Source organism: Brevibacillus migulae, from assembly GCF_004521915.1.
GTDB lineage: Bacteria > Bacillota > Bacilli > Brevibacillales > Brevibacillaceae > Brevibacillus_F > Brevibacillus_F migulae.
In genome coordinates, this window is sequence record NZ_SDKD01000001.1 from 407,969 (window position 1) to 433,289 (window position 25,321).

Annotated in this window: 18 protein-coding genes and 1 riboswitch; of the genes, 14 read left to right on the plus strand and 4 right to left on the minus strand. The window is 51.3% G+C overall.

Features of this window, described 5'->3' with window-relative positions:
* Positions 1 to 27: 27 nt before the first annotated feature.
* Positions 28 to 723, plus strand: a complete 696-nt coding sequence (locus EIZ37_RS01935) for an aspartate/glutamate racemase family protein (RefSeq protein ID WP_134682850.1) — start codon at positions 28 to 30, stop codon at positions 721 to 723.
* A 104-nt stretch (positions 724 to 827) separates the two neighbouring features.
* Positions 828 to 1,307 carry a DinB family protein gene (locus EIZ37_RS01940; RefSeq protein ID WP_134682851.1) on the plus strand — a complete coding sequence of 160 codons (480 nt, stop codon included), beginning with the start codon at positions 828 to 830 and terminating at the stop codon, positions 1,305 to 1,307.
* Positions 1,308 to 1,396: 89 nt separating this feature from the next.
* On the opposite strand, the gene EIZ37_RS01945 is transcribed toward EIZ37_RS01940, so the two are convergent.
* A complete protein-coding gene (locus EIZ37_RS01945; RefSeq protein WP_134682852.1) occupies positions 1,397 to 1,960 on the minus strand; it encodes a DJ-1/PfpI family protein in 564 nt (187 codons plus the stop codon).
* Positions 1,961 to 2,082: 122 nt separating this feature from the next.
* Here EIZ37_RS01945 and EIZ37_RS01950 point away from each other — a divergent pair, with 122 nt between their 5' ends.
* From EIZ37_RS01950 to EIZ37_RS01975, 6 genes are all read left to right on the plus strand, one after another.
* The gene (locus EIZ37_RS01950) at positions 2,083 to 2,910 is read left to right on the plus strand and encodes a LysR family transcriptional regulator (RefSeq protein WP_134682853.1); all 828 of its coding nucleotides are present in this window, start codon (positions 2,083 to 2,085) and stop codon (positions 2,908 to 2,910) included.
* A 23-nt stretch (positions 2,911 to 2,933) separates the two neighbouring features.
* Positions 2,934 to 3,137: a hypothetical protein gene (locus EIZ37_RS01955; RefSeq protein ID WP_134682854.1), complete on the plus strand. Its 204-nt coding sequence runs from the start codon at positions 2,934 to 2,936 to the stop codon at positions 3,135 to 3,137.
* Between the two features lie 235 nt (positions 3,138 to 3,372).
* The gene (gene rsgA, locus EIZ37_RS01960) at positions 3,373 to 4,437 is read left to right on the plus strand and encodes a ribosome small subunit-dependent GTPase A (protein ID WP_235827862.1); all 1,065 of its coding nucleotides are present in this window, start codon (positions 3,373 to 3,375) and stop codon (positions 4,435 to 4,437) included.
* Positions 4,438 to 4,578: 141 nt separating this feature from the next.
* On the plus strand, positions 4,579 to 7,185 hold the full coding sequence (locus tag EIZ37_RS01965; RefSeq protein WP_134682855.1) for a sensor domain-containing protein: 2,607 nt from the start codon (positions 4,579 to 4,581) through the stop codon (positions 7,183 to 7,185).
* Positions 7,186 to 7,382: 197 nt separating this feature from the next.
* Positions 7,383 to 7,484, plus strand: a riboswitch (purine riboswitch).
* 194 nt (positions 7,485 to 7,678) lie between these two features.
* Positions 7,679 to 8,266, plus strand: a complete 588-nt coding sequence (locus EIZ37_RS01970; protein ID WP_134682856.1) for a xanthine phosphoribosyltransferase — start codon at positions 7,679 to 7,681, stop codon at positions 8,264 to 8,266.
* A 51-nt stretch (positions 8,267 to 8,317) separates the two neighbouring features.
* Positions 8,318 to 9,619, plus strand: coding sequence for a nucleobase:cation symporter-2 family protein (locus tag EIZ37_RS01975; RefSeq protein WP_134682857.1), 1,302 nt, complete (start codon positions 8,318 to 8,320; stop codon positions 9,617 to 9,619).
* A gap of 31 nt (positions 9,620 to 9,650) precedes the next feature.
* Here the strand turns inward: EIZ37_RS01975 and EIZ37_RS01980 are convergent, their stop codons facing one another.
* A complete protein-coding gene (locus tag EIZ37_RS01980) occupies positions 9,651 to 10,547 on the minus strand; it encodes a pentapeptide repeat-containing protein (RefSeq protein WP_134682858.1) in 897 nt (298 codons plus the stop codon).
* A 231-nt stretch (positions 10,548 to 10,778) separates the two neighbouring features.
* Between EIZ37_RS01980 and EIZ37_RS01985 the strand changes: the two genes are divergently transcribed.
* Positions 10,779 to 16,568, plus strand: a complete 5,790-nt coding sequence (locus EIZ37_RS01985; protein ID WP_167568616.1) for an Ig-like domain-containing protein — start codon at positions 10,779 to 10,781, stop codon at positions 16,566 to 16,568.
* 50 nt (positions 16,569 to 16,618) lie between these two features.
* Here the strand turns inward: EIZ37_RS01985 and EIZ37_RS01990 are convergent, their stop codons facing one another.
* A complete protein-coding gene (locus EIZ37_RS01990) occupies positions 16,619 to 17,512 on the minus strand; it encodes a LysR family transcriptional regulator (RefSeq protein WP_134682860.1) in 894 nt (297 codons plus the stop codon).
* 142 nt (positions 17,513 to 17,654) lie between these two features.
* Between EIZ37_RS01990 and EIZ37_RS01995 the strand changes: the two genes are divergently transcribed.
* On the plus strand, positions 17,655 to 18,950 hold the full coding sequence (locus EIZ37_RS01995) for an NCS2 family permease (RefSeq protein WP_134682861.1): 1,296 nt from the start codon (positions 17,655 to 17,657) through the stop codon (positions 18,948 to 18,950).
* A 574-nt stretch (positions 18,951 to 19,524) separates the two neighbouring features.
* Here EIZ37_RS01995 and fosB read toward each other — a convergent pair.
* On the minus strand, positions 19,525 to 19,947 hold the full coding sequence (gene fosB / locus EIZ37_RS02000) for a metallothiol transferase FosB (RefSeq protein ID WP_134682862.1): 423 nt from the start codon (positions 19,945 to 19,947) through the stop codon (positions 19,525 to 19,527).
* 194 nt (positions 19,948 to 20,141) lie between these two features.
* On the opposite strand from fosB, the gene EIZ37_RS02005 reads away from it, so the two are divergent.
* The 4 genes from EIZ37_RS02005 to EIZ37_RS02020 all read left to right on the plus strand — a co-directional run bounded on the left by EIZ37_RS02005 (position 20,142) and on the right by EIZ37_RS02020 (position 25,238).
* Entirely contained in the window at positions 20,142 to 20,729 is a 588-nt protein-coding gene (locus EIZ37_RS02005) for a TlpA family protein disulfide reductase (RefSeq protein ID WP_134682863.1), read from the plus strand.
* Between the two features lie 93 nt (positions 20,730 to 20,822).
* Positions 20,823 to 21,341 carry a type 1 glutamine amidotransferase domain-containing protein gene (locus tag EIZ37_RS02010; RefSeq protein ID WP_134682864.1) on the plus strand — a complete coding sequence of 173 codons (519 nt, stop codon included), beginning with the start codon at positions 20,823 to 20,825 and terminating at the stop codon, positions 21,339 to 21,341.
* Between the two features lie 283 nt (positions 21,342 to 21,624).
* Positions 21,625 to 23,271: a dynamin family protein gene (locus EIZ37_RS02015; RefSeq protein ID WP_134682865.1), complete on the plus strand. Its 1,647-nt coding sequence runs from the start codon at positions 21,625 to 21,627 to the stop codon at positions 23,269 to 23,271.
* A complete protein-coding gene (locus tag EIZ37_RS02020; protein ID WP_134682866.1) occupies positions 23,268 to 25,238 on the plus strand; it encodes a dynamin family protein in 1,971 nt (656 codons plus the stop codon). The genes EIZ37_RS02015 and EIZ37_RS02020 overlap by 4 nt, the downstream gene beginning before the upstream one ends.
* The last annotated feature ends 83 nt before the right edge of the window (positions 25,239 to 25,321 follow it).

Genomic DNA, 25,321 nt, shown 5'->3' on the forward strand with positions numbered 1-25,321 from the left:
AAGAGAGAGAAACGAGGGGGAACGGCTATGAAAACGATCGGATTATTGGGCGGCATGAGCTGGGAATCGACGAGTGTGTACTATCGATTCATCAACGAAGCCATCCGTGAGAAACGGGGTGGCCTGCATTCCGCAAAGTGCCTGCTTTACAGTGTGGATTTCGCCGAGATCGCGGCATGTCAGAAAGCGGGGGATTGGGAACAGGCGGCCCGCATCTTGGGCGAAGCGGCGAAAAGCTTGGAGCAGCTGGGGGCAGACTGTCTGGTTGTCTGCACAAACACCATGCATAAGATTGCGGATTCCATCCAGCAGAGGATCTCGATTCCGCTGATTCATATCGCAGACACCACGTCAGCCGCTATTCAAGCGCAAGGCTTGAGAAAGGTAGGGCTGCTCGGGACAAGCTATACGATGGAACAGGATTTTTACAAAGGCCGTTTGCGTGAGCATGGCCTAGAGGTATTGATACCGGGGGAAGAAGACCGGGAGCTTGTCAATCGCGTCATCTTTGGGGAGCTCTGTCTGGGAGAGATACGAGAGGAGTCCAAGAGAGCGTATCTGCGCATCATCGACGACATGGCTGCTCAGGGGGCAGAGGGGATTATTCTCGGTTGCACGGAGATCACACTGCTCATTGGCGAGAAGGATACAGCGATCCCACTGTTCGATACTACTTACCTGCATGCGATGCAAGCGGTGGCGTACGCCTTGGGAGAAGCTTGACAGGGCAGCACGCATGTTGACTTGTTTGAATGATCAGGCTACTCTGAGAAAGGAAGCGACTTCCTTAGCTGTAAGAAGCTACTTTTCAGAAGAGGTGATGATAAGTGAACAAGCAAGAATTGCTGGCACAATTCGCATCACTGGCCACATGGGTGGAAGGGCTGCGAGCACAGCCTGATCACCTCTGGCTTGCGCCGATCGCCGCAGGGAAATGGTCGACCGCGGAAATCATCGGACATTTGATCGCCTGGGATCGCTACGTCCTGGAAGAGCGTTTGCCGCAAATGAAGCCGGGCGCAGCATTGCCGGGTGGAAATGTGAGCACGGAGGAGATCAACGGGCAGGCTGCGAACTATGCGCGCACACAAGTCGGTAAAGAGCAGTTGATCGCGGAATGCCAGCAGGTCCGCAAGCAGCTGACCGCTTGTCTGGAGGCTTTGTCCAATGACGATTTTTATGGCGTCTTTACGATCAATGGCAAGGAACGCGATTTGGCGCAGTATATCAAAGGTCTGATTGACCATGATCTCCATCACCGTCAGCAGATCGAAGCATTTATCCATGAGACGAGCACGGGTCTCTAATTATGCTGAAACTCTTGATTGATCGATTCGTATGGAATAGCAAGCATGGAAAAGGGTGTCCTTGAACGCAGGGCACCCTTTTTCCCCCGCTACACCTGGCCTACGGGCTGCACCGTCTGAAGCACCCGGCTTGCCAGCTCCTCGCTGTGCAGGGCAGCGATCAGCCAACGGGATAATGCGACTGCTGCCAAGCAGCCAGCTGCTGTCGCGATCCGTCCATCTGTGACAAAATCCTTGTCCACGACCTCCACGCCATAGCCGGCTAATGCTGTCCGCCGTGTCGGATAAGTGGTCGCCTTTTTGCCTTGCAACAGGCCAAGGGCAGCAAGCAGCAGAGAGCCGGAGCACATCGCGGTAATGAGCTGGCGATCAGGCGAGAGAGAGTAGCGAGCAAGATAGTCCCGATCGGCAAGCAGCGGAATTACCCCCTTTCCACTGCCAAATACAACCGCATCGGCATCCGCAGCTTCCTCGATGTTGCCTGTAACCGGGATGCGCAGTCCGCTCATGGATACATGCGAAGCGGCCGTTCCGAGGATCGAGACCTCCCAGTCTGCAACACCGCATTCAATTCGAACGCGGTTTAACAGATCCCATGGGAGAAACAAATCAAGATCCGTAAATTGATCAAAAGCGATCAAGGCAATTTTCATGAACCCACCTCAGTCTTTCCTCCATCTTTACACACGAATGATCACACAAAAAATGGTATAATTCCAATATATAATCTGTTAAAAACATATAACAAAAAGCTTATAGCAAAGGAAGCTTTTGGATGAACACGAGACAATTATCGCTTTTCGCAGAGGTGGCCCGCTCAAAAAGCATCTCGGAGGCAGCAGCGCGCCTGCACGTCAGTCAGCCCGCCATTTCCATGCAGTTAAAACGGTTGGAGGAGGAATGGGGGATCACCTTGTTTCTTTCCCATAGCAAAGGGATCATGCTGACCGATGCCGGCCGTCATTTTCTCGCACATACCGAACGGATCCTGGCCATGGAGGAACAGATGCGGCGTGAGATGAATGATTATCAGGAAGGACGGCGGGGAGAGTTGATAGTAGGTGCCGCGGAGAGTATTGCTACCTATTTGCTGCCGCCCATTTTGGCCGGCTTCCAGACCAATCATGCGGGGATCAAGGTCGAGCTGCGTACGCTGCGCGAACATGAGATCGAAAAAGCGGTGAAAGATGGACAGATTGATCTGGGGGTGGCCTGCACGGTTCCCCATGATCATGCAGGTCTGCGTATCACCCGATTTCGGGAGAGTGAGTGGGTCATGATTGAATCGCCGCAGGACGTGGGAAGCCAGCGCTGCTACCTGACGAAAGAGACTCCTTTTCTCCAGCAATGGAGCGAGGCATTTACGGGCGAAGTGATCTATGCGGATACGACCGAGGCAGTCAAGCAGAGGGTGCTTGCTGGCCTGGGATGCGGCATTGTTCTTGCTCCCTCGATCGCCCGCGAGCGCAGGATGGGCTTGTTCAAGGAAGACACAAACAGACTCACCGATGCCGATGTCTTGATTCATTTGTTGACGCGGCCCGCCGAAAAACTGGCGAAAAGCCTTTGGCTGCTGCTCGATCACTTTTGCAAGGAAAAGTAATCTTTTAAAAGGGGTGTGGAGACATGGATGGCGCAATCATTTTTTGGGGCATTGTGATTGGGGTTATCATTTTCGTCAGTGTCCTTTCTAAAGAGGGAAACCGAAGCCGCTCCCGATCACACGCTGACAGCGGCAGTTACTCCAGTGGCTCCGACAGCGGTTCATCATGGGACTCCGGTGATTGCGGAGGCGGTGGAGATGGTGGTGGCGGCGGTGGTGGAGATTGAATAAATATGGTAAGATAATGAAAGGTTGGGAATTATAATCCGAACCTAGTCGAAAGGAGCGATGTTTTATGTCGATTGTAAAGAAAATGAACGCAGAGCTTGCCAAAAGGGTCACAGAGGTCCTCCTTCTCGGCTAGGAGTAACGAGATCCAACAAACAGCACCTATCAAGAGCGGAGGATCGCCTGTGACCGTGATGAAATCACATTTATTCACAATCACAGGAGGAATCCCCATTGAATTTGCAATCATTAGGTTATACGCCTGCATTGGCTGAACATTTTGCTGCATATGCAGAGGAACAGATGATCCCGGGACGGATCGCACTGGAACATAAACATTTGTATCGGATTTACACGGAGCATGGTGAATTGCTCGGAGAGATCTCCGGAAAGATGCGTCATCTAGCGTCGACGCGTGAAGATTATCCGGCCGTAGGCGATTGGGTCGCGATCACCCCGCGTCCCGAGGAGGGCAAGGCTACCATCCATGGCATTTTGCCGCGAAAAAGCAAATTTTCTCGCAAGGTAGCGGGGAGCACCACAGAGGAACAGATTGTCGCGGTGAATGTAGACACAGTGTTTTTGGTCAATGCCTTGAACAATGACTACAATTTGCGCCGACTGGAACGTTATCTGATCCTCGCATGGGAAAGCGGCGCCAATCCGGTAATCGTGCTGAGCAAGGCCGATTTGTGCGATGATGTAGACGTACGGTTGGCGGAAGTCGAAGCGATTGCCATGGGCGTGCCGATCCACATCATCAGTGCAGAAAAAGACGAGGGTCTTGACAGCCTGGCCGCTTACTTTCGGGAAGGACATACCGTGGCACTGCTAGGCTCTTCTGGAGTCGGCAAATCTACGCTGATCAACCGGATATGCGGAGAAGAGAAGCAGCGTGTCAATGATGTGCGGCACGGTGACGATCGCGGCAAGCATACGACCACGCATCGGGAGCTGATCTGTCTGCCGCAGGGCGGGATTGTGATCGATACGCCTGGCATGCGGGAGCTGCAGATGTGGGAAGCGGACTCGGGCTTCCGTGATGCATTTGAAGATATCGAAGAGCTGGCAGAGCTTTGCCAGTTTAGTGATTGTCAGCATCAAAAGGAACCGGGCTGCGCCATCAGGGATGCGATTCAAGACGGTACGCTCAACCGCGAGCGGTATGCCAATTATCAAAAACTGCAGCGTGAGTTGGCCTATCTGGCTCGGAAGGAAGATACACGGGCACGGTTAGCTGAAAAGGAACGCTGGAAAAAAATAAACCAGGCCATGCGGCAGGTAAAGCCGCGTCGCTAAGCTTCGTATGGAAAACCGCTCTTTCCGTGTTGAGGGAAGAGCGGTTTTTGCCGTTCATACGGCACCAATGGTTTGAAGGCGGAGGGACGAGGGTAAAAAGTAGGAGATGGGTTCGCACAGCAAAGAAATAGGTGGTCATGGATGATGGGGAATCGAGGATTTTTAGCATTATTATTAATGTCGCTGATGCTGACGGCCTATGTTTTGCCGGGAGAGGCAGCACGTTGGGTTATGCTTCCGCTCTCCGGGATCATTGGCATGTTGCTTGGGAGCTTTTACGATAAGAAAATTCGGGAAAGTACGGAAAAAATAGAAAAAAACGAAGAGCTCCTGGTGTTTGGAAATAACATTGACGCCGCACTATGCTCTTGGGATCCGCGTACCGACCGGGTGCTGCTGTCACCTGGCTTTGAAAAAATTCTGGGAATCTCAACAGTACAGCTGGAGAAGGATCCGAGTCTTTTGAAACAAGCCATTCTTCCGGATGACATGCCTCATTATCTGGAGATGGAAAGACGCTTTCTGGCAGGGGAAGCGGGGACGGCCGTATACCGGATCAGACGCCCGGACGGGGAAATCCGCTGGGTTCAAGATCGAGCGGCACCTGTTGTGGATGAGCGAGGAACCGTCATAAAAGTAAACGGAATCGCCTTTGATATCACCGACCAAAAGCTGGCGGAAGAAGCCCTGTTCGAACACGAACAGCTGCTGACCGCCACGATCGATTCGCTGCCGGATGTGATCGCATTTAAGGATGCCGATGGCAAATGGCGCGAAATCAATCAGTATGGACTGGAGATTTTAGGCCTCAAAGAGATCCCGTACGAAGGCAGAACCAATCGAGAATTGTCTGCTGAATCCAGCCATTTTCGGGGGATCATTGAGGTTGTCGGGGAGGAAGGCTGCAAATCCTTTGAAGCGGGAGACAAACAACGGGAAGAGATCACCCTCGCCTTGCCGAATGGGGAGTTGCGGAGCTTCGATTTGATCCGGTTTCCGGTTCATTCCGCTCGCGGCGAATTAAAGGGGCGGATGATCGTGGGCCGGGATATTACGGAGCAAAAAATGTCTGCCGATCAATTGAAAAATATACTGGACAGCTTGGATGTCGCCATCTTTTCGGTGGATGCACGAACTTCCACAGCCGTGTATCGTTCACGGGGAACGGAAAAAATCTACGGGCTGCCACCCGAGGCTTTTATGCAGCATCCCACGCTCTGGAAAGATGTCATCCATCCAGACGATCTCGAGCAGGTCATTCAAATTGAAAATGAGGCACAGAACGGAAAAAGTACGGAAATGGAATACCGGATCATCAATCAGTCCGGAGAGGTGCGCTGGGTGAAGGAGCACGTGATTCCCATTTTCAATACGTCCGGAACGATTCATCGCTATGACGGGATTACCATTGATGTGACGGATCGGAAGCGATCCGAGCAGCAAATCACGCAGATGGCTTATCAGGATGTTTTGACGCTGCTCCCGAATCGCAGGCTGCTTCGTGAACGACTGCAAAATGCGTTGGAACAAGCCCGAAAAAACGAAAGCCTTGTCCACGTCATGTTTATGGATCTGGATAATTTCAAGCGAATCAATGATACGCTGGGTCACGATGTGGGAGATAAGCTGCTTCAGGCGCTTGTCACCATCATCCACGGGTGCATTCGACCTGGGGATTTAATTGCCCGATTGGGGGGGGATGAGTTTGCCATCCTGCTGGAGGACGCTACTGATGAGGAAGCAGCGCGTATTGCCGCATCCATTTTGCAGGGTCTTACCATGCCTGTCCCGATCAATGGCTACGAACTGATTGTCTCGGCCAGCATCGGCATCAGTCGTTACCCGGGCGACGGCTTGGAAATGGAGCATCTGTTGAAGAATGCGGACGTAGCCATGTATAGCGCCAAGGACAAAGGAAAAAACAATTTTCAGTTTTATACCAATTTGCTGAATCAAACGATCGAAAAGCAGATGGAGATGGAGCATCACCTGCGGCGTGCGATCGAAAATGATGAGCTGCAGCTCCACTATCAGCCGCAAATCAATGCACAGACAGGAAAGCTGGTCGGGCTGGAAGCACTGCTGCGTTGGGAAAATCCACACCTGGGGAAGGTTTCTCCTGCCGAATTCATACCATTGGCCGAAGAAACAGGCCTGATTGTCCCCATCGGCGAATGGGTATTGCGCCATGCATGTCGGCAAAATAAGGAATGGCAAAAGGCAGGTTTTCCACCACTGCCGGTCTCGGTCAATCTATCCAGCCGTCAGTTCCGGCAGCAGCATCTGCCCGGCTTGATCGCCCAAATCCTTACGGAAACAGGTCTGGAGGCTCGATACTTGGACTTGGAAATTACCGAAAGCATGACGATGGAGGTTGATCAGGTGATCGGGATCCTCACGGCATTCAAGCAAATCGGGGTGGAAATCTCCATTGATGATTTTGGGACTGGCTATAGCTCCCTGAGCTATTTGAAGAATTTCCCGATTGACCGGATTAAAATCGACCGTTCCTTTGTGGGCGACATTTTAACGGAGCCGAAGCATGCGGCGATTGTTTCCACGATCATTTCGCTTGCCCACAACATGAAACTGAAGGTGATTGCAGAAGGCGTGGAGACGGCGGAGCAGCTCTCTTACCTGCAGCAGCTGAAGTGTAATGAAGTGCAAGGCTATCATATTTCCAAACCATTGACAGCAGGAGGAGTAGAGCACTTTCTGCGAGAATGGTTTGGAGCGGAAACACGATAGACCTGTCGCAGCATGATGAAGTTGTTCTGGCGGTATATTTTTCGCCTCTATTACCTAATATTGTAATGCGAAAATGGGTATATAGCACCATGCAAAAAGCCCTTGGTGAAAATGTGTACAAAATGAATATTGCGAAAAATAATAAGTCGATTTTTGGCTCTTGAGGCTTGGGTGTCGATGTGATAGAGTAGGAAAAAGTCGAAAATTGCATAACGGCTCGTATAATTTTGGGAATATGGCCCATAAGTTTCTACCGGATGACCGTAAATCGTCTGACTACGAGTGAAAGAGCGTCTAGGGTTCCGTTCCCGTTTTGGCATATACAAACGGGAGGCTGGTCCAAGCGGCGCATGGCGATAAGCGGGCACTTCCGTTTTTTCGCCAACACCTTAGGGAGAAAAGCCCAGGAGGACAGGTTTCACTTGGTAGATGCGTCAACCGGTGAACTGTCCTGCTGGGCTTTTCGTATTTTTCACAGACGGAGGAAATAGAAATGAAACGTTTACAAGAGCGTATCCAGAAAGATGGCAAGGTCTTGTCCAGCCACGTATTAAAGGTCGACGCCTTCTTGAATCACCAAGTCGATCCACTCTTGACGATGGAAATCGGAAAAGAGTTTGCCGAGCGGTTTCGTGGTGAAAAGATTACAAAAGTATTGACGATTGAGGCAAGCGGGATTCACTTTGCCCTGGCGACTGCTGTTTCCCTTCAGGTGCCGTTTGTATATGCGAAAAAGAAGAAGGCCGTGACTTTGACGGAGGAGGTCTATTCCGCACCGGTTTATTCATTTACACGGCAGGAGGAATACCAGATCAGCGTCTCCCGCCAGTATTTGTCGGCTGAAGACCGCATATTGATCGTCGATGATTTTTTGGCGACGGGAGCTGCCTTGGTCGGCTTGACGGATATTGTCAAGGAAGCAGGGGCTCATTTGGTCGGTGTTGGCGCCGTGATCGAAAAGAGCTTTCAGGAAGGTCGCAGCTTGCTGGAACAAAGAGGAATCCGCATTGAATCGCTGGCACGGATCATTGCCATGTCACCGGAGGGCATTCAATTTGCGGCAGCGCCTGTTCATCAATAAATAAACCGACAAACTGAGAAAAAACAAAATGTGAGAGGGGAACGAAGAAAGATGTTATCGAAGCAAAAAACGTTTACGCTGGGACTGCAGCATGTACTGGCCATGTATGCAGGTGCGGTCGTCGTGCCTTTAATTATCGGGGGAGCGCTGAAGCTGAGCCCTGCACAGATGGCCTACCTGATCGCCGCTGACCTGTTCACCTGCGGGATTGCGACGCTGTTGCAGGTGCTGGGCACCCGTTTTCTGGGCATTCGCTTGCCGGTTGTGCTGGGATGTACGTTTACCGCCGTTGGACCGATCATTGCGATCTCGATGACGTCCAATCTGGCCACCGCCTATGGGGCGATCATCGTGTCCGGTATCTTTGTCTTTTTGGCGGCCTCGCTCTTTGGCAAGCTGCTGCGGTTCTTCCCGACAGTGGTGACCGGTTCGGTCGTGACTATCATTGGATTATCATTGATCCCCGTCGCGATGAATAACGTCGCAGGCGGTCAAGGAAGCCCTGATTTTGGTCAACCTCGCAATCTTTTATTGGCACTTGGAACCCTCGTCCTCATTTTACTCGTGAATCGTTTATCTACCGGCTTTGTTCGCGCGATTTCGGTATTGATCGGTCTGGTGGCAGGTACTACAGCAGCATATTTCATGGGAATGGTCAGCTTTGCGACCGTATCGGAAGCATCCTGGATCAGTATCGCCCAGCCGTTTTATTTCGGAGTACCTCAGTTCAATATAGTGGCGATCCTGACAATGATTTTGGTTGCCATCATCGGCATGGTTGAATCTACTGGTGTCTACATCGCATTGGGGAAAATAACGGATAGAGAGATTGGCGAGAAGGATATCGTAAAAGGCCTCCGTGCGGAAGGGGTCGCGATCTTGCTCGGCGGGATCTTCAACGCGTTCCCTTACACCGCATTCTCGCAAAACGTAGGGTTGGTATCGTTGACAGGCGTGAAAACGCGCAACGTGATTGTAGCGGCTGGCGGGATATTGGTGGTGCTGGGGCTGCTGCCTAAGCTCGCGGCATTGACTACAGTGATTCCGAATCCGGTGTTGGGCGGTGCGATGATCGCGATGTTTGGGATGGTCGTCGCTTCCGGCATCAATATTCTGTCCAACGTGGATTTCAGCAAGAATGAAAATCTGTTGATCGCAGCTTGCAGCATCGGGGTAGGCCTCGGCTCCGCAGCGGTGCCGCAAATTTTTGATCAGCTCCCCGAAATGGCCAAGATGCTGCTGCAAAGCGGGATTGTGACTGGTTCGGTGACGGCGGTCGTACTCAATCTGCTCTTGGTGCATAACAAAAAAATGGCAGTGCCGGCACAGCAGACGGCTGTAAAGGCTGGATAAGAGGAACCAGCGAAAAGAGCGTGAGTCCGTATCAGGATTCACGCTCTTTTTGTGCAGACCAATGTGCGGGTCGAGTGAGGACAGGCGGCAATTTGGTAGAGGCATCTCCCCTCGCCGCGTTGATCTGGGCCTGGGTCAAAAACAGACTGTCGGTGAGGTTGGCTCCTCGGATATCGGCGTCGCGGAAATCTGCCCCGATCAGATCAGCTCGTCTCAGGTCCGCTTCTCTCAGATCAGCGGCAATCAGATAGGCGCCCCGCAAATTGGCGCCTCGCAGATCGGCCCCTTTTAGCTTAGCCCCCATTAAGTCTGCACCTCGGCCGTAGGCTTTTTGACGACGGGAGGATCCTTTTTGGTTGCGTTTCATTTCCGCCGCCCGTACCAGTTCACTGGTCTTCAGAAGAAGCGTGTTGACGTTTGCCCGGTGTGCGGCGATGTCCAATTGCAGGAGGGAATCAGGATCGAGGTGAGTGAGCCGCTCCGTCTCGGCGAGTGTGCGACTCAGCGCATCGTGGATGGGACGAGCGGCTTCCAGCGTTAACGCCTCGTGCAAATACCAGAGAAGCTCGTGGAGCTGCCACATGAGCGGGAACACTTCAAACATTTGCGCTGCAGAGGCAGGGACCTTCCGCCAATCCTTGCCCTTAAAGGTCACTTGGGAAACCTTTTGTCCGGCGCCGAAGCAGTCGTAGACGGTGCACCCTCGGAAGCCTAACTGTCTGAGATCATGGTGGACACGGCAGCGGAAGTCGGCCATCAAATGTTGACAGGGCTGGCCGGCGTTTTTGTCATTTGCAAAATCGACGGAGGCAGCGTAGGGAAGGGCCACACAGCAAAGGCCAAAGCATTGCTCACAGTCAGCTTGCAGATGAAGGCGATCACGGGCGGAGGGAAGTTCTGTTGGGTCGTGTTCTTGATTGGCAGGCACGGTGTGATCTCCTTTCGTTTCGCTGAATTAAAAAAATTCTAAAAGACGTTCAAAAATTTGGTAAGCTAGAAATAATGAAAGCGAATAATGGAAGGTTTTGTCAAGGAGGGATTTCCTATATTGAAACCAAAACGGGGTTTGCCTTTATTTTTGGTATTATTCTTACTTTTTGCACTGTTGCCCCATCAAGCAGTTCATGCGAACGGGAGCCCCTCTATTAATAGAGTAAAAGTGGCTGCGACCGATACAACTTTACTGGAGAATGTTCCTGAAATCGTAGATGATCCGCATGTAACGTTGGCCATCAACACGACAGCAGTGGAGCAGATGACCGTGAATGGTGTTTCCGCCACATCGGATGGGGCAGGCACATTCTCTGCCACACTTGCCCTGGTCCCGGGTGAAAACACATTGACCATCGTGGCGAAGACGGCGAATGCAGCTGCCATTCAAACAACACGCACCGTTGTCTACTTCCATCCATACGGTGGCGCGGCTTTTGATACCTACCTGCAAACGGATCTCAACTCTTCGCTGGATGCGGTGAAAATCGCCAGCGGGCAAACGGTTTTTCATGCGGATGCGTTGTCAAAGGGGATCAAGGGGAAGATGGTTTTTCCTTTCCAGACAAACGATCAGCAGATCACATTTACGGAACTGAATCTGCAAAAAGATGGGGTCGCAGGTACCCCGTTGGATGTAACCGGTAAAGCTATTACGATTGAAAAAGCACCTGGGGATGATAAAAAGGGCCACATCATTTACAGCTACTTTATCGATTTGAACACGGTCACCATGGCGAATTGGCCGATCCAGCAAAACGGCGAATACGTCGTGCTTTTGAAAGGCGAGTATGTGAATGGAAACGGCAATAGGCAACAATTTTTGTCTGCCATCCCTTTCACCTATAAGCGCAGCTCTAAGGCGTATATCACCAAAGTGGAACAGGTGATGAGCGAAGGGGCAATCACCCCACTTCCTTATTTGGTTCAGTCTTTACCCATGGAAGTGAAGCTCAATGTAAGCGGTAATGCAGGAGATTTCCTTCCTGGCATCCAAGCGACACAAAATGGAAAAACGATCGAGCTGAAGCAAGATACAGACTTCAAGCGATTAAGCGAGCATGATGATACCACTGCAGGAGCGGGCTCGAAGCGACTGCTGATCGAACACCTTCCGTTCGAGGGTGAGATGACCCTCACCTTTCTGGTCGAGGATGCGGGGAATACAGATAAAAAGTCAAATCCCATCCAATTTCGCACACCTATCTATGAAATCACGGTGAAAGATCAGCAAGTAAGGTTGTTCAAAGACGAACTGATGCTCCATGATCAAGCGCAGATTACGCTTCAGATCAAAACGATGGATGTGACAGGGGTTAAGGTGAATGGAGTGGTAGCTCAACCTGACGGGGCAGACTCCTACACAGCCACGCTTTACCTTGTACCGGGAGAAAATACGTTGACTTTTGTGGCCGAGACATCTGGCGGCAGCACTTATCAAACCACACGCTCGATCGTCTATCGGGATCAAGCTGCGGGCACGATCTATGACACCTATCTGCAAAGCGATCCAACTGATGCGACGGATGCCGTGAGTATCAACGGAGGACAAACCGTCTACCACGATGGCACACAGCCACTGCCGCAGGGGTTGAAAGGGAAATTTATTTTTCCTAGTCAGCCAACTGGACAAAATGTGGAAGTGACCCTCGAGGAAATATCGATTCAAACGGAAGGAAGCGCAGGCGAGGCACAGCGTTTGCAACCGTCGCAAATCACGATGGTCAGCCAACCGTACAATGACGGAAAAGGAAACACGATTTACAGCTTTTTCATTGACTTGAAAAACATGACGGGGCTGAAAAATTGGCCGATCCTTACAAATGGCTTATATATCGTAAGGATGAACGGAACCTACAAGGATTCGAACGGCACGCAGCTTCCTTTTACTTCGATGATCTTCTTTACATACAAAGATACGTCCAAGACGCACATCACAAAGATTCAGATGATGGATGGGAATTCCTTGGTTCCTTTCCCCTCCACGATAAAAGCGCTGCCGCTTCATGTACAGGTGGACGTATCCGGTAATCTGGGAGAACCTTCGTTGCGCGTAGAAGCCATTCAAAATGGGAAAACGATCCTGCTGGACTCCGGTTCGGATTATGACATACTTACGAGCAATGGGACACCGGGTTCGGGGTATAAGCAGATTCAAATAAATGCACTGCCTTATCATGGTTATATGAGCCTTGCCTTTTTGGTCGAAGATAGAGGCAATACCGATGAAGTCGCTTTTCCGATCCTTTATCAAACCCCGATCTATGAAATCCGTACAAAGGATGGAATGCCACTGCCGCAAGGGACAGCACTCATCGTGAATGACCCGTATGTAGACTTGGAAATCAAAACTACGGACGTAGAGAGTGTGAGTGTCAACGGAAGAGATGCCCAGCCGGATGGCACAGATACGTATGCAGTCTCACTGGTGCTTGCACCTGGAGAAAATAAGCTCACTTTTGATGCGAAGACCGCTGCCGGGAGTACGTTCAATACGGCACGCACGGTAGTATACAGCCCTCAAGCTCCTGGCATTCCCTACGAAACGTATTTCCAGAACGATCCTGATGATAACCAGGATGCCGTCCAGATCGTAACGGGAGAAACGGTCTACCACGATGGACCGCTGCCAAAGGTGATCAGGGGGAAACTCATCTTTCCAAGCCAGCTGATGGTCCATCAGCAGGTGGCATTTACGTCCATGATGCTGCAAAAAGATGGCATGACAGAAGCAGAATATGTACTAAACAATGATTGGATTCGGGTAGATAGTACGCGCGAGGATGATGGGCGTGGACACCACCTATTCAGCTACTCTATCGATTTAAGCAATGTTCCAATCGCAAACTGGCCGATCGAACGAAATGGAACGTATGTGCTGAAACTAATCGGCGAGTATCACGATGAAAACGACATGATCAAACCGTTTATCACGCCTATCTATTTCATATACAAGAACAATACAAGGTCGTACATATCAAATGTGCAGCAGATCAGTGAAGATACACTGAAGCCATTTCCTGCTTTCATCGATACATTGCCATTGGACATCCAATTAAATGTTGTAGGAAATGTGGAGTCTTCCAAGCCAAGGGTCGAGGTCTCCCAAAATGGGGTGCGAAAGTCGCTGGAGTATGGTTCTGACTCAGGCTTTCAGGATATATCGGTCGACCCCGTACAGGGAATCAGGAAACTAAGAATCAATCAACTTCCTTTTGAAGGAATGATGTACGTATTCTTCTCCGTGGAGGAAGGAGGAGAAACGGATACGTATAACGCGCTTCCTCTTTTCTATTCCAAGGAAGCTGCCTCTGAGCTTACGTCTACCATTACGGCTGAAGATGCGACAATCACGGCAGATGGGATCAGCACGACGACCATCACCATACAGCTGAAGGATGCCGATGGAAAGGATCTCACTGGTGAAGGCGGGTTCCTCGATCTGTCTGCGTCGAAAGGAATCATTTCACCTGCCATCTATCAATCGGGCGGAAGGTATGCAGCTACGTTGACATCCACGACTGCCCTGGAAACAAGCGTGATACGAGCAACAATCAATGGAAAGGCATTGGCACAGTCTGCACAAGTGGAATTTGTCGCTGGGAAAAGTGACGCCAATCGTTCGGCCATCAGCGCTTCTGTCGACTCTCTGCCAGCCGATGGACAATCAGCGTCTACCGTAACTGTCGTGCTTCAGGATTCGTTGGGCCATCGTGTGCAAGGAAAGCAGGTAGAATTGCGTCAAGGAAACGGACGTGCCGTAATCACACCGATTCAGGCTGTGACCGATAGCAGCGGTCAGGCGGAATTCATAGTAGCCAGCACCAAGGCGGAAACGATTGCTATTGAAGCCGTAGTCGCAGCCGATCAAATACTGCTAGCAGACAAGGTCGCGATCACCTTTGTACCGGGGCCGGTAGATGGGGCAGTATCGAGTGTCACTGCACTTCCTGCAACAGTGACAGCGGACGGCTATGATCGCGGAGTCATTACCGTGACCTTGTTGGATGCTCATCAAAATCCATGGGCAGGCAAAAAGGTGCGTCTCCTACAGGGGGCAGGTCACTCCATCATTCAGCCGTCCGAAGCGGTTACAGATGCTGATGGCAAGGCAACCTTTACTGTTACCAACACCAGGAGCGAGACCGTGACCTACACGGCTTCTAATGAAACAGATGGCATCACCTTATCCCAAGAGGCGCAGATCGGGTTTACAGCGGGAGTGGTCGACCAATCCAAATCATTTGTCTTGGCGGCACCATCCAGTGTAGTGGCTGACGGGAAAACAAAAGCCACGATTACAGTCGTGCTGGTGGATACCACTGGGAATCGCTTGGAAAATAAAGTGGTTCGACTGGACCAGGGAAGCGGCAGAGCGGTCATTTCGCCAAGCAGAGGAAACACGGATGCAAACGGGCAGGTTCAGTTTAGCGTCAAAAATGACCATGCGGAGACGGTCATGTTTACGGTATTCGATGAAACGGATCAGGTCACGCTGAGGGAAAAGACCCAAGTGATCTTCACGGAGCCGAATTCACCAACACCGCCCCCTCCTCCGCCACCTGTGCCAACACCAACACCGCCAACCGCAGATTCCCTTTTTGAGATACAACGGGAGTTGAACAGAGCGGTAGCGGAAAAAATCAGACAGGCTTCGTCGGAAAAAGAGGTGAGAGAACTACTGGAGGAAGTGGAGGACAGTCTGCGCGAAACGGTTTCCTCCGATAAAGTGAACGATTCGGAAAAACGGCAAGTTACGACGGATTATATTGAAACCGTGCTGGATGCCGTGACGGAAACCGTGGCGGAGGAGACTGCCGATCCTGAAGTGCTGGTAGATGCAGCCAGCTATCTTCTCGCCAAAATTGCTCCTGCACCATTGGACGACATCGATCCGCAGCAATCCGATTCGGTAGAGGAAGGTACAGAACTCATAAAGAGCCTGCTAGAAACGGTCATCGCAAAATTGGATAAAAAAGAGATTTCGGATGATCTGATCGAGCACACCGATCAAGCCATCGCCATCATGATGACAAAGGTAAGCACGGCGGAGGTATTGCTTTCATCCACCGTGAGCAAACTGCCGGATTTAGAACAGGCGATTGAAATGAATGAGACATTTACCAAAGCACTGGATGATAACACTTCCTTGTTTGCCCTAGAGAAGGTTCTGTATATTTCCCTGTCGGAAGAGCAAGCGGAAATGAAAAGCAGCAAAAAAGGATCTTCTGAAACGGAGAAGCCTGCCGTGCAGTTTGCGAAATCGGTCGTGGACAGCCTGATCGAAGAGGAGTTCGGTATCGAGGTTCGACAGGGGGAGGACGTAAAGCTTCGGATACCCGAAACGATCCTTGCCAAAATCGGTGCAAAGGAACTCAGCGTATACATGGGAAGAAATCGTGAGTATGCCTTGCCATCTGGTATGCGTAAACGAAGCGATGTGTATGAGTTCAGCATCCAGGCAAATGGCAAAGCGATTCCTTCTTATAAGGCAGGAGCTTATCGGATCACGATTCCTTATGATCAAAGCGGGAAGCGTTTAAATGCGTATCTTTACAATGACAAAAGCAAAAAGTGGGCTGCGATTACTTCGGGGACAAAGGCAGCCGAAGTAGAACGACAAAAAGACAAGGTGACCTTTACGGCAGCCCAACTGGGCAAAATGGGTGTCGCTGAGACAAATGTGCAAAGCATACGCGTGGAAAAGCGAACCGTTACGGCCAAGCCAGGTGAGGAACTGCAAATCAAAGTCATCGCACGTTATGCCGATCGAAGCGAAGCGGACATTACCCTTGATTCGGAGACAACGTATCAATCCAGCAACACCAACATACTGACGGTGAATGAGCAAGGCGTAGTGGCCATAGCAAAAGACGTGAAGGATCGTTCGCGAGCAACCATCACGATTGCCCATAACGGAAAAATGACCAAGGTATATGTCACCGTTCGAACGAAATAACGAGATGAAAGAGACCCATGGATGACTCTCCATGGGTCTTCTTGCCGTCCTTATGAATCAGGTGCTCCTGTTTTTGGCGCGAACATCTCAATAAAATGGCGGGCAGCCTTAGACAGGTGCCGCTCTGCATGCCAGACTATGGCTGCTGAGGAAGAAACCGAAGTCCCTGTGACCATGAGACAGTGAATGTTTTCGTTTTTATGGGTTTCCCAAGCGGAGTGTGGGATCAGAGCTGTGGCAACCCCTGCTGCGACCAAGCTAACCGTTAACGAAATATCCGGACATTCGCAAATAACATGAGGAGAAACACCCAAGCGCGTAAACTCCTTGGTAAGCATTTCATAGATCCCTAGGCCTGGCGTACTGGGCATGATAAGAGGGTGTTGGGCCACGTCTCGCATGGCAATTTCATTATTCATGGAGAGAGGTGATCCGGCCGGAACGATCAGGACGAACGGTTCCTCCTCCAAAGGAATGGTCACGCAATTTCCAAGCGAATGGGGGAGCCGCACGATCGCGACTTCAATCGTCCGTTTTTCCAGCCAGTCACTGAGCAGTTGGGTGTCTCCCTTCCATACTTGATAACGGATCAAGGGATAGTGCTGCTGGTATTGACGGATTTGCTCTGGCAAGCGGTAGGCGGACAGCGCACTGACGCCGATGGAGAGCATGCCGCGGATCCCATCCCCGGTTTCTTTTACTTCTGTCAGGGCTTCTTCCAGCTGATGAGTGATGTTGAGGGCTTGCTTGTATAGCGTGGCGCCGGCCTCCGTCAGCTCGATTCGTTTACCGATCCGTTCAACCAAGGCGACACCAAGCTCATCTTCCATCTGCTTGAGCTGCTGGCTAAGAGGCGGTTGTGCCATCTGCAATCGTTTGGCGGCAGCCGTAATCTGCCCTTCCTCAGCGATCGCGATAAAGTAACGCAATTGACGAATATCCATAACGACTCCCTTTTCGAAATACATCCATATGAAAAAAGTATGAAAGACAGACATTCTTAATATTTTTCATATCGTTTTAGCTATGATAGCATAAATCCCGGGAAAAACATGCGTGTACATCATAGAAAGAAGGGAAAGTAACGTGCGTACATGGTTGGAACGTCGATTCTCTTTACGTGCCAACAATACAACCATTCAACGCGAGCTTTTGGCTGGTTTTATTGGATTTGTCACATGTGTTTACATTGTTGCGGTCAATGCTTCCATCCTCGTGGATGCGGGCATCCCGCTTGAAGCGGGGATTGTCGCTACCGTTTTGACTTCTTTTATTGGGTCATTGCTGATGGCTTTTTGGGCGAATGCCCCGATTGTATTGGTACCGGGTATGGGGATTAATGCGCTTTTTTCTTTTACCCTATGCCAATCGATGGGGCTATCCTGGCAGGAATCGCTGGCCGCGGTATTCTTATCCGGGATCATCTTTTGCGTCATCGCTTTTACAAGGTTAGCCACGGTGTTGTCGGAGGCGATTCCCGTTTCTTTGAAGGAGGCCATCACGGTCGGGATCGGTCTGTTCCTTACTTTTATCGGGCTGCAAAAAGGTGGCCTGATTGTTACCAATCCGTCTACCTTTGTAGCGCTCGGCAGCTTGTCGGATCCAGAAGTAGTGGTCACGCTGGCTACATTGGTCATCACGCTGGTTTTGTTCATCCGCAATGTGCCGGCTAACTTCCTCATCGGAATTGCTGCTGGTACTGTGCTTGGCCTGATCACGGGGATTGTATCGCCAGGGAGCGAGGAGGGCGCGCTTTCCTTGGCTGTCTATCAGGATGTCTTCGCCGGACTGTCGTTTGACAACTTCTGGTCACTGCCGTTCCTGATTGCCACGTTTTCCTTGGCGATGGTGATTGTCTTTGAAAACATCGGACTGATTCACGGGCATACGTCCATGATGAAACAGCCGGAAAAGTTCCAGCGCTCCTTGCAGGCGAATGCGGTATCGGCTGCGATCTCGGGAATTCTAGGGACAAGTCCGACGGTCGCCAGCGTGGAAAGTGCGGCTGGCATTGCGGCCGGAGGCAAAACCGGGCTCACCACATTGATTACCGGTGTGCTGATATTGCTGTCGCTGTTCATGCTCCCGGTCGTCAAGCTGATTCCGGACAGCGCGGTGGCACCGATCCTGATTATTATTGGCGGGCTGATGCTGCAAAATGTGCTGAACATCAACCTGCGCGATTTCTCGGAAGGCTTCCCGGCGTTTCTGATCATCGCCATTATCCCGCTCTCTTACAGCATCGTGGACGGGATTGCGTTTGGCTTTGTCGCTTATCCGCTGTTGAAGCTGGCTTTGGGCAAACGAAAGGAAGTCCCGGTGCTGCTATACTTCATCGCCGGACTGTTCCTTTTGAATATGATTCTGCCGGTTATAACATAAACGAACCGCCCCTACTTGAACAGGGGCGGTTTCTTTTCGTATCAAAGTTGCTGCGGTGGGGAGAGGATGTTTCGCAACTCCGCTTCATTCTACGCCCCGCTGTGAGTGGGAACTGTCCGCTCCGCCGTGAATCGCAGGGGTCCGCAAAAGTAGCAGCCGCTACGTAGCGTGCGCAGAGTTGCGGCCCTTTTTCCTGCGATTCACGGCTCCGCTGGGTCGGGCTCCGCAGGCGCTCCGTTACGAAACATGCTCTCTGGCGTAGCAGAAGCTTTAAATAAATTGCCACGTGAGGAAGGGAAGAGAGGGACGGGGCGGAGTCTTTGTCACACCAACCAAGGTGGAGCTTCCAAAAACGGTACACGCTTGTTGCGCAACCTCTACGTATGAATACGCTTCATCGAAACTTTTGCGCAACGTACCGTTTTTGGAAGCGGAACCGGACAGTATATACTCCCTTGCGGGTGTGGCAAGAACGCAGCACCGCCCTCTCTTCCCTTCCCCAACCACGATGTTTGCACAACACCAAATCAATCAAAAAACTGCATATNAACCACGATGTTTGCACAACACCAAATCAATCAAAAAACTGCATATGCAACTTGCTCTGCCGGTAATATTCCAGACGATCCTGAAGCGCCCCGGTATGAAACTCAAACTTATGCCCATCGGGATCGGTGAAATAGACCGAGCGTTTATCCCGCTCGTCCCGCTCGCGTCCCGGCAAAATATGTACGTGAAGCTCGCGCAGCCGGGCCACGTGCTGATCAAAGTCTTCCTCAGCAACGCTAAAGGCGATATGGGTATAGGACTGGTGAATCTCGCCCCTGGGGATGTCCGCCTCGACATTGAGTGCAAGCCATAATCCGTCTAAGTCAAAATAAGCGAGAGAACGGCCGCGCACCAGCAGACGCGCACCGAACACTTCCTCATAAAAGCGAATGGAACGATCCAAGTCCGACACAGAAAAAAGCAAATGATTGATCCCGGACAATTTCATGTCATTTCCCCTCTCAAGCTGATACGATTTCATTATGCGGGAACAGAAGCCGTCTGCCCACCACTTATCTGTCGATTGAATACAAAAAATGTTTCATGTTTTTGAATTGATGGAATATTTATTATTTTTCATTTTTTGTTAACTTTTTTATGATATGGTAAAAGCCATATTTATCATACAAGGAGTCGATAGGCATGTGGTGGAAATGGGTAATGGCCCTCTTGGCGGCTTCATTCATTTTTGCAGTTTCTTCCGTAGGCTACTGGGTATATCAACAGATTGAGAAAAAGGATATGGAGATCGAACGATTGGATAAGTTTGCAAATCGTAAACCGCGAAACGATCTTCCGCATATCGGCTACATGGCACCGAAAATCGAACTGCCTAACGCCAACAATGAAATGATCGCTCTGGCTGGCAGTGAGAAACATACACTGGTCGTATTTTGGACAGAATGGAGCTCGCACTGCCAGACAGAGCTGGAGAAAATCAAGCAACTGTATGCGGAAAAAGGTAAGGACATCCGCTTCCTGCTGGTAAACGATGCGGAAAATGATGATGAAAAAAGCGCTGCTGCCTTGGTGAATGAGAAGTCTCTCGGTGAGGTGACGGTGTATGATCGGGAAGGGCTTGTCTCGGAGGACTACGGGATTGAAGTATATCCCACCGTATTTCTTGTCGGGACGGACGGGAAAATAAAGGATCGCTGGGTTGGGACTCTGACAGAGCAAGAATGGAACGAGAGGCTGTCACCCGTTGCCCACGCGCAGGCAAATCAATAACGGCCGCAGCAACTTTTTGAGCAACAATAGGGTTTGGCATTCCCGGATTTTCTGCTATTGTGGAGGATATCGATATACAGGAGGGAAGAGCAAATGCGTTTGCAAGGGAAAAAAGTGTTAAGCTTTATCGACCATGAGTTCGAAGATTTGGAGCTCTGGTATCCTGTGCTGCGATTGCGGGAAGAAGGAGCAACCGTTGATATTGCGGGGAAAGAAGCTGGTACATACATTGGCAAGTATGGCGTTCCATGCGAGGCGAATAAAACGTTGGATGAGATCAATCCGGATGAATATGACGGCGTATTGGTCCCCGGCGGTTGGGCACCGGATAAGCTGAGACGTTATCCGCAGGTGATCACGTTTATTCAGAAGATGCATGAGGCGAAAAAGCCAATCGGCCATATCTGCCATGCGGGCTGGGTCCTGATCTCCGCGAAAATCTTGCAGGGCGTAAAAACAACGTCTACCCCAGGCATTAAAGATGATATGGAAAATGCCGGAGCCATCTGGGTGGATGAGCCTGTTGTGGTTGACGGCCATATTGTCGGCTCCCGTCGTCCGCCGGATTTGCCGCCATACGCAAAGGCATTCGCGGATTTGCTTGCGAAATAAGAAAACAGATCGTGTGTGAATCGACCTTTCATCCTTTTGGATCGAAGGTCTTTTTTTCTATCGTTACCGCCCATCCGTTTCGTCGCTTCGGCGAATGGGTATCTTTCTAACAAGGATTTGCTTGCCAACCTTGCACCCTTACACACGAATCCGATAGAAATGAAAAGAGGCACTTTCTGTTTCTCCCAGATATCCTACCATTGTAGCAACGTTTTCAATTCTGTTACAATTGCCAAGTGGGTATATGGATCGAAGAGAGTTTGAGAAGATGGAGTGATCACCAATGAAAGTACAAGAGATAGATAAAATCGAGAGAGATCTGCTTGCGCGTGCAGAGGCGTATGAGCAGGCAGCCCATACATGCGAACGTGACGGGGACCATACGAATGCGGATAAATTGCGGCAGGTGGCGGAGAAGCTGCGCAATCAGGAGCTCAACATTGCCTTTTGCGGCCATTTCTCCGCAGGGAAGTCAACGATGCTCAATACGCTTCTCGGGGTGGATCTGCTGCCGTCCAATCCGATCCCGACCAGCGCCAACGTGGTGAAGGTTCGCGGCGGCGAGAAGGCGGCCCGTGTCTATACCAAAAACAGCGGGGTCATCACCTTTGATCCGGATACGCAGATGGATGACCTGAAAAAGTACGCCATCGACGGCGATACGGTGGAATGGGTAGAGGTTTCTTACCCTGGCACATTCCTGGACGTGAAAACCAGCCTTTTAGATACGCCGGGCATCGATTCGACGGATGCCGCGCACAAGATCGCGACCGAATCAGCGCTTCATCTGGCCGATTGTGTCATCTACATGATGGATTACAATCACGTGCAGGCCGAAGAAAATTTCAACTTTACGAAAGTGCTCAAAGATCGTGGAAAACCGGTCTATCTGGTCATCAACATGATCGATAAACATATTGATTTCGAACTGGATTTCGACAGCTATAAAGAAAGCGTGGAGGATGCGTTTGCCACGTGGAATATCAAACCGGACGGCATTTTTTACACGTCCTTGGCCGAACCGGATCATTCGGAGAATCAGTACACGGAATTCCGCAGCAAGCTGATCGACCTGATGCAGCATCGGGAATCCTTGATCTCTGAGAGCGCCGCACATTCCGCGCAGTTCCTGGTGGACGAACACATCCGTTTCCTCAAGGCGAAGAACAGCGAAGCGCGCCGTGAAGCGGAAGAAAAGCTGGCAACAGAGCTCGAGGGTGTAGAGAGCGAGAGTGCGGAAGCGGTTCAAGCGGCGTTGGCAGCGACCAAAAAGCAATGGGAAGAGGCGACAGCGGGGGCGGTGCATGCCCGGGAGGAAATGGCCAAGCAGTTGAACAGTCTGCTGGACAATGCCCGTCTCACGTATTACACGACCAACGAGGCTGCGGAAGCGTATTTGGAAAGCCGCAAGCCCGGTTTCAAGGTAGGCTTTCTCTTTGCGGGCAAAAAGACCGAGGAGGAACGCGAGCAGCGGCTGCAAGCGCTGCTGGCTGATTTCCGTGAAAAAGTTTCGGCCAACCTCGATTTTCATTTTAAAGAGCTGCTTACCCGACTGCCGCAGGAATACGGCATCCGTGATGAGGCGTACCACGCGCAGGTCCATGCTTTTGCCATTGAGGTGACAGCGGAATTCCTCGCTTCCCATGTGAAGGAAGGCGCGATCGGCCGCGAATACGTGATGAATTATTGCCAGGATATTTCCAATGGCATCAAAGCGGAGTATCGCCGGGTGGGTCTCGGCTTTATCGACCAGATTTGCGAGCAGCTTCGCCAGCGCGGGAAACAGGAGGAGGCTGCCTTGCAAGAGCGTCTCACGGTATTGCAAGAGGTGGCAGCGGCCCATGAGAAACTGCGTCAAATGGAACAAGCAGAAAAAGAGAAAGCAGACCGACTGCGTCTGATGATCAAAGAGGGAGAAACGTCGAAATGAATCAGTTAAAGCAAAAGCTGCTGGAAACAGCACAAGCATGCAAGCAGGTCAGCGATACGATTAGCGACGTGCCAGGGATGCTGGCACAGGCGAAAGCCATGCGCGAACGCGCGGGACGGCTGGAAGCCAACCGGTTCACCGTAGCCTTGTTCGGGGCGTTCAGCGCAGGCAAATCCTCTTTCGCCAATGCGTTGATGGGGGATCTCATCTTGCCGGTTTCACCCAATCCAACCACGGCGGCCATCAATAAAATCATGCCTCCTGACGAGCAGTATCCGCATGGGACCGTGCGCGTGGTGCTCAAAAGCCATGCCGTATTGGAGCAGGATGTACTGCGCTCCCTGGCTGTCTTCGGCATTCAGGAAAGCGGGCTGGATCAAGCGCTTGCCGCTCTGGACAGCATTGATGTGACCCAAATCGCAGCCACCGCAAAGCCGCACTACACCTTCCTGAAAGCGGTCAAAAAAGGGATGGCTGACATGGAAGCCCATATCGGCAGCGAACTCATTGTCGACATGCAAGCGTTCAAGGGCTTTGTCGCCAAGGAAGAAAAAGCGTGCTTCGCCGATTACATCGAGCTGTACTATTCCTGCCCGTTGACCGATCAAGGCATCGTGCTCGTCGATACGCCGGGAGCGGACTCGATTAATGCCCGCCATACCGGTGTTGCCTTTGAATATATGAAAAATGCCGATGTCGTGTTGTTTGTCACCTATTACAACCATGCGTTTGCCCAAGCAGACAGAGAGTTTCTCATGCAAATGGGCCGTGTGAAGGAAACCTTTGAGCTGGACAAAATGTTCTTCCTGGTCAATGCGGCGGATCTGGCTGCCTCCGAGGAGGAGCTTGCCGGCGTGGTAGCGCATGTGGAGAAAAACCTGCTCGCTTGCGGCATTCGTCTGCCGCGCATCTATCCGATCTCCAGCCAGACCGCTCTGCTTGCTCGCATGCATGGCGCAGGCAAATTGGCCGGATCGGCAGAGAAGCTGTACCGCCAGCGCACCGGGGCAGCGGAAGGCGGGGAGCTGATGCCGATGGAGCAAGGGCTCCAGCTGTCCGGCATCGCAGCGTTTGAACGCGATTTCAACCGCTTTATCCTAGAAGAGCTGACCCAGATGGCAGTAGACGCGGCACAAGGCGAAATCAAGCGTGCGTATGACATGCTGGGTGAATGGCTGACGTTGGCCAAGGAAGGCGAGAGCGCTCGTCAGGCACACAAGGAGGCGGCAGAAGCGGCGCGTCGTCAAGCGCTTCAGCTGGTCGCCGATTTGTCTGTGGCCTCCGAGGAACGGGATCTGGCCAAAGAACAAGAGGAGCTTCTCTATTATGTGAAGCAGCGGCTCTTTTTCCGCTTCAATGAATTGTTCGCATATGCGTTCAATCCAGCCGTACTGAAAGAAGATGGACGCAGCATCAAGCAGGCGCTGCAAGACTGCCTGCAGGAGCTGACCCGTTCGATCAGCTATGATCTGGGGCAGGAGCTGCGGGCAACTTCCCTGCGGCTGGAGAAATTTTTGAACAAGCTGGGCGCGTCCCTGGCAAAAGAGTGGGAGAAGTCCTTGGCGCCATTGATGCACGGGGCGACGCTTTCCCCTTACGTGCATCGCCAAATCCAGACGCCTGACTTCGCGGACGAGCTGCCGGCAACGGGCGAAGCGCAACTGCAAGCAAGCCTGAAGCTGTTTAAAAATACAAAGGATTTCTTCGAGCAGGATGGAAAAACGGTCATGCGCGAATCGTTGGAAAAGGCGATGCAGCAGCCAGTGAGCGAGTACTTGCAGGCAGGGGCCCAGATTTTGACGGATTGCTTCACTGCCGCTTTTGCCGATATGGTCGCGGACGAACGCTCCCGGATCAGTGAGCAGATTGAAGAATACTTCACCGGTGTCTTTGCGGCATTGGATATGAAAATCGATATGGAAGCCCTGCACAGCAAGCATGCTGCCGTTGAACGTCTGCTTGCCTAAAGAGAACGAAAGCCTCTCATTCTTCCCAAGAGTGAGAGGCTCTTTTTGTGCGCCCAGCATGGGCGATAGCTATAGGGTGAAAG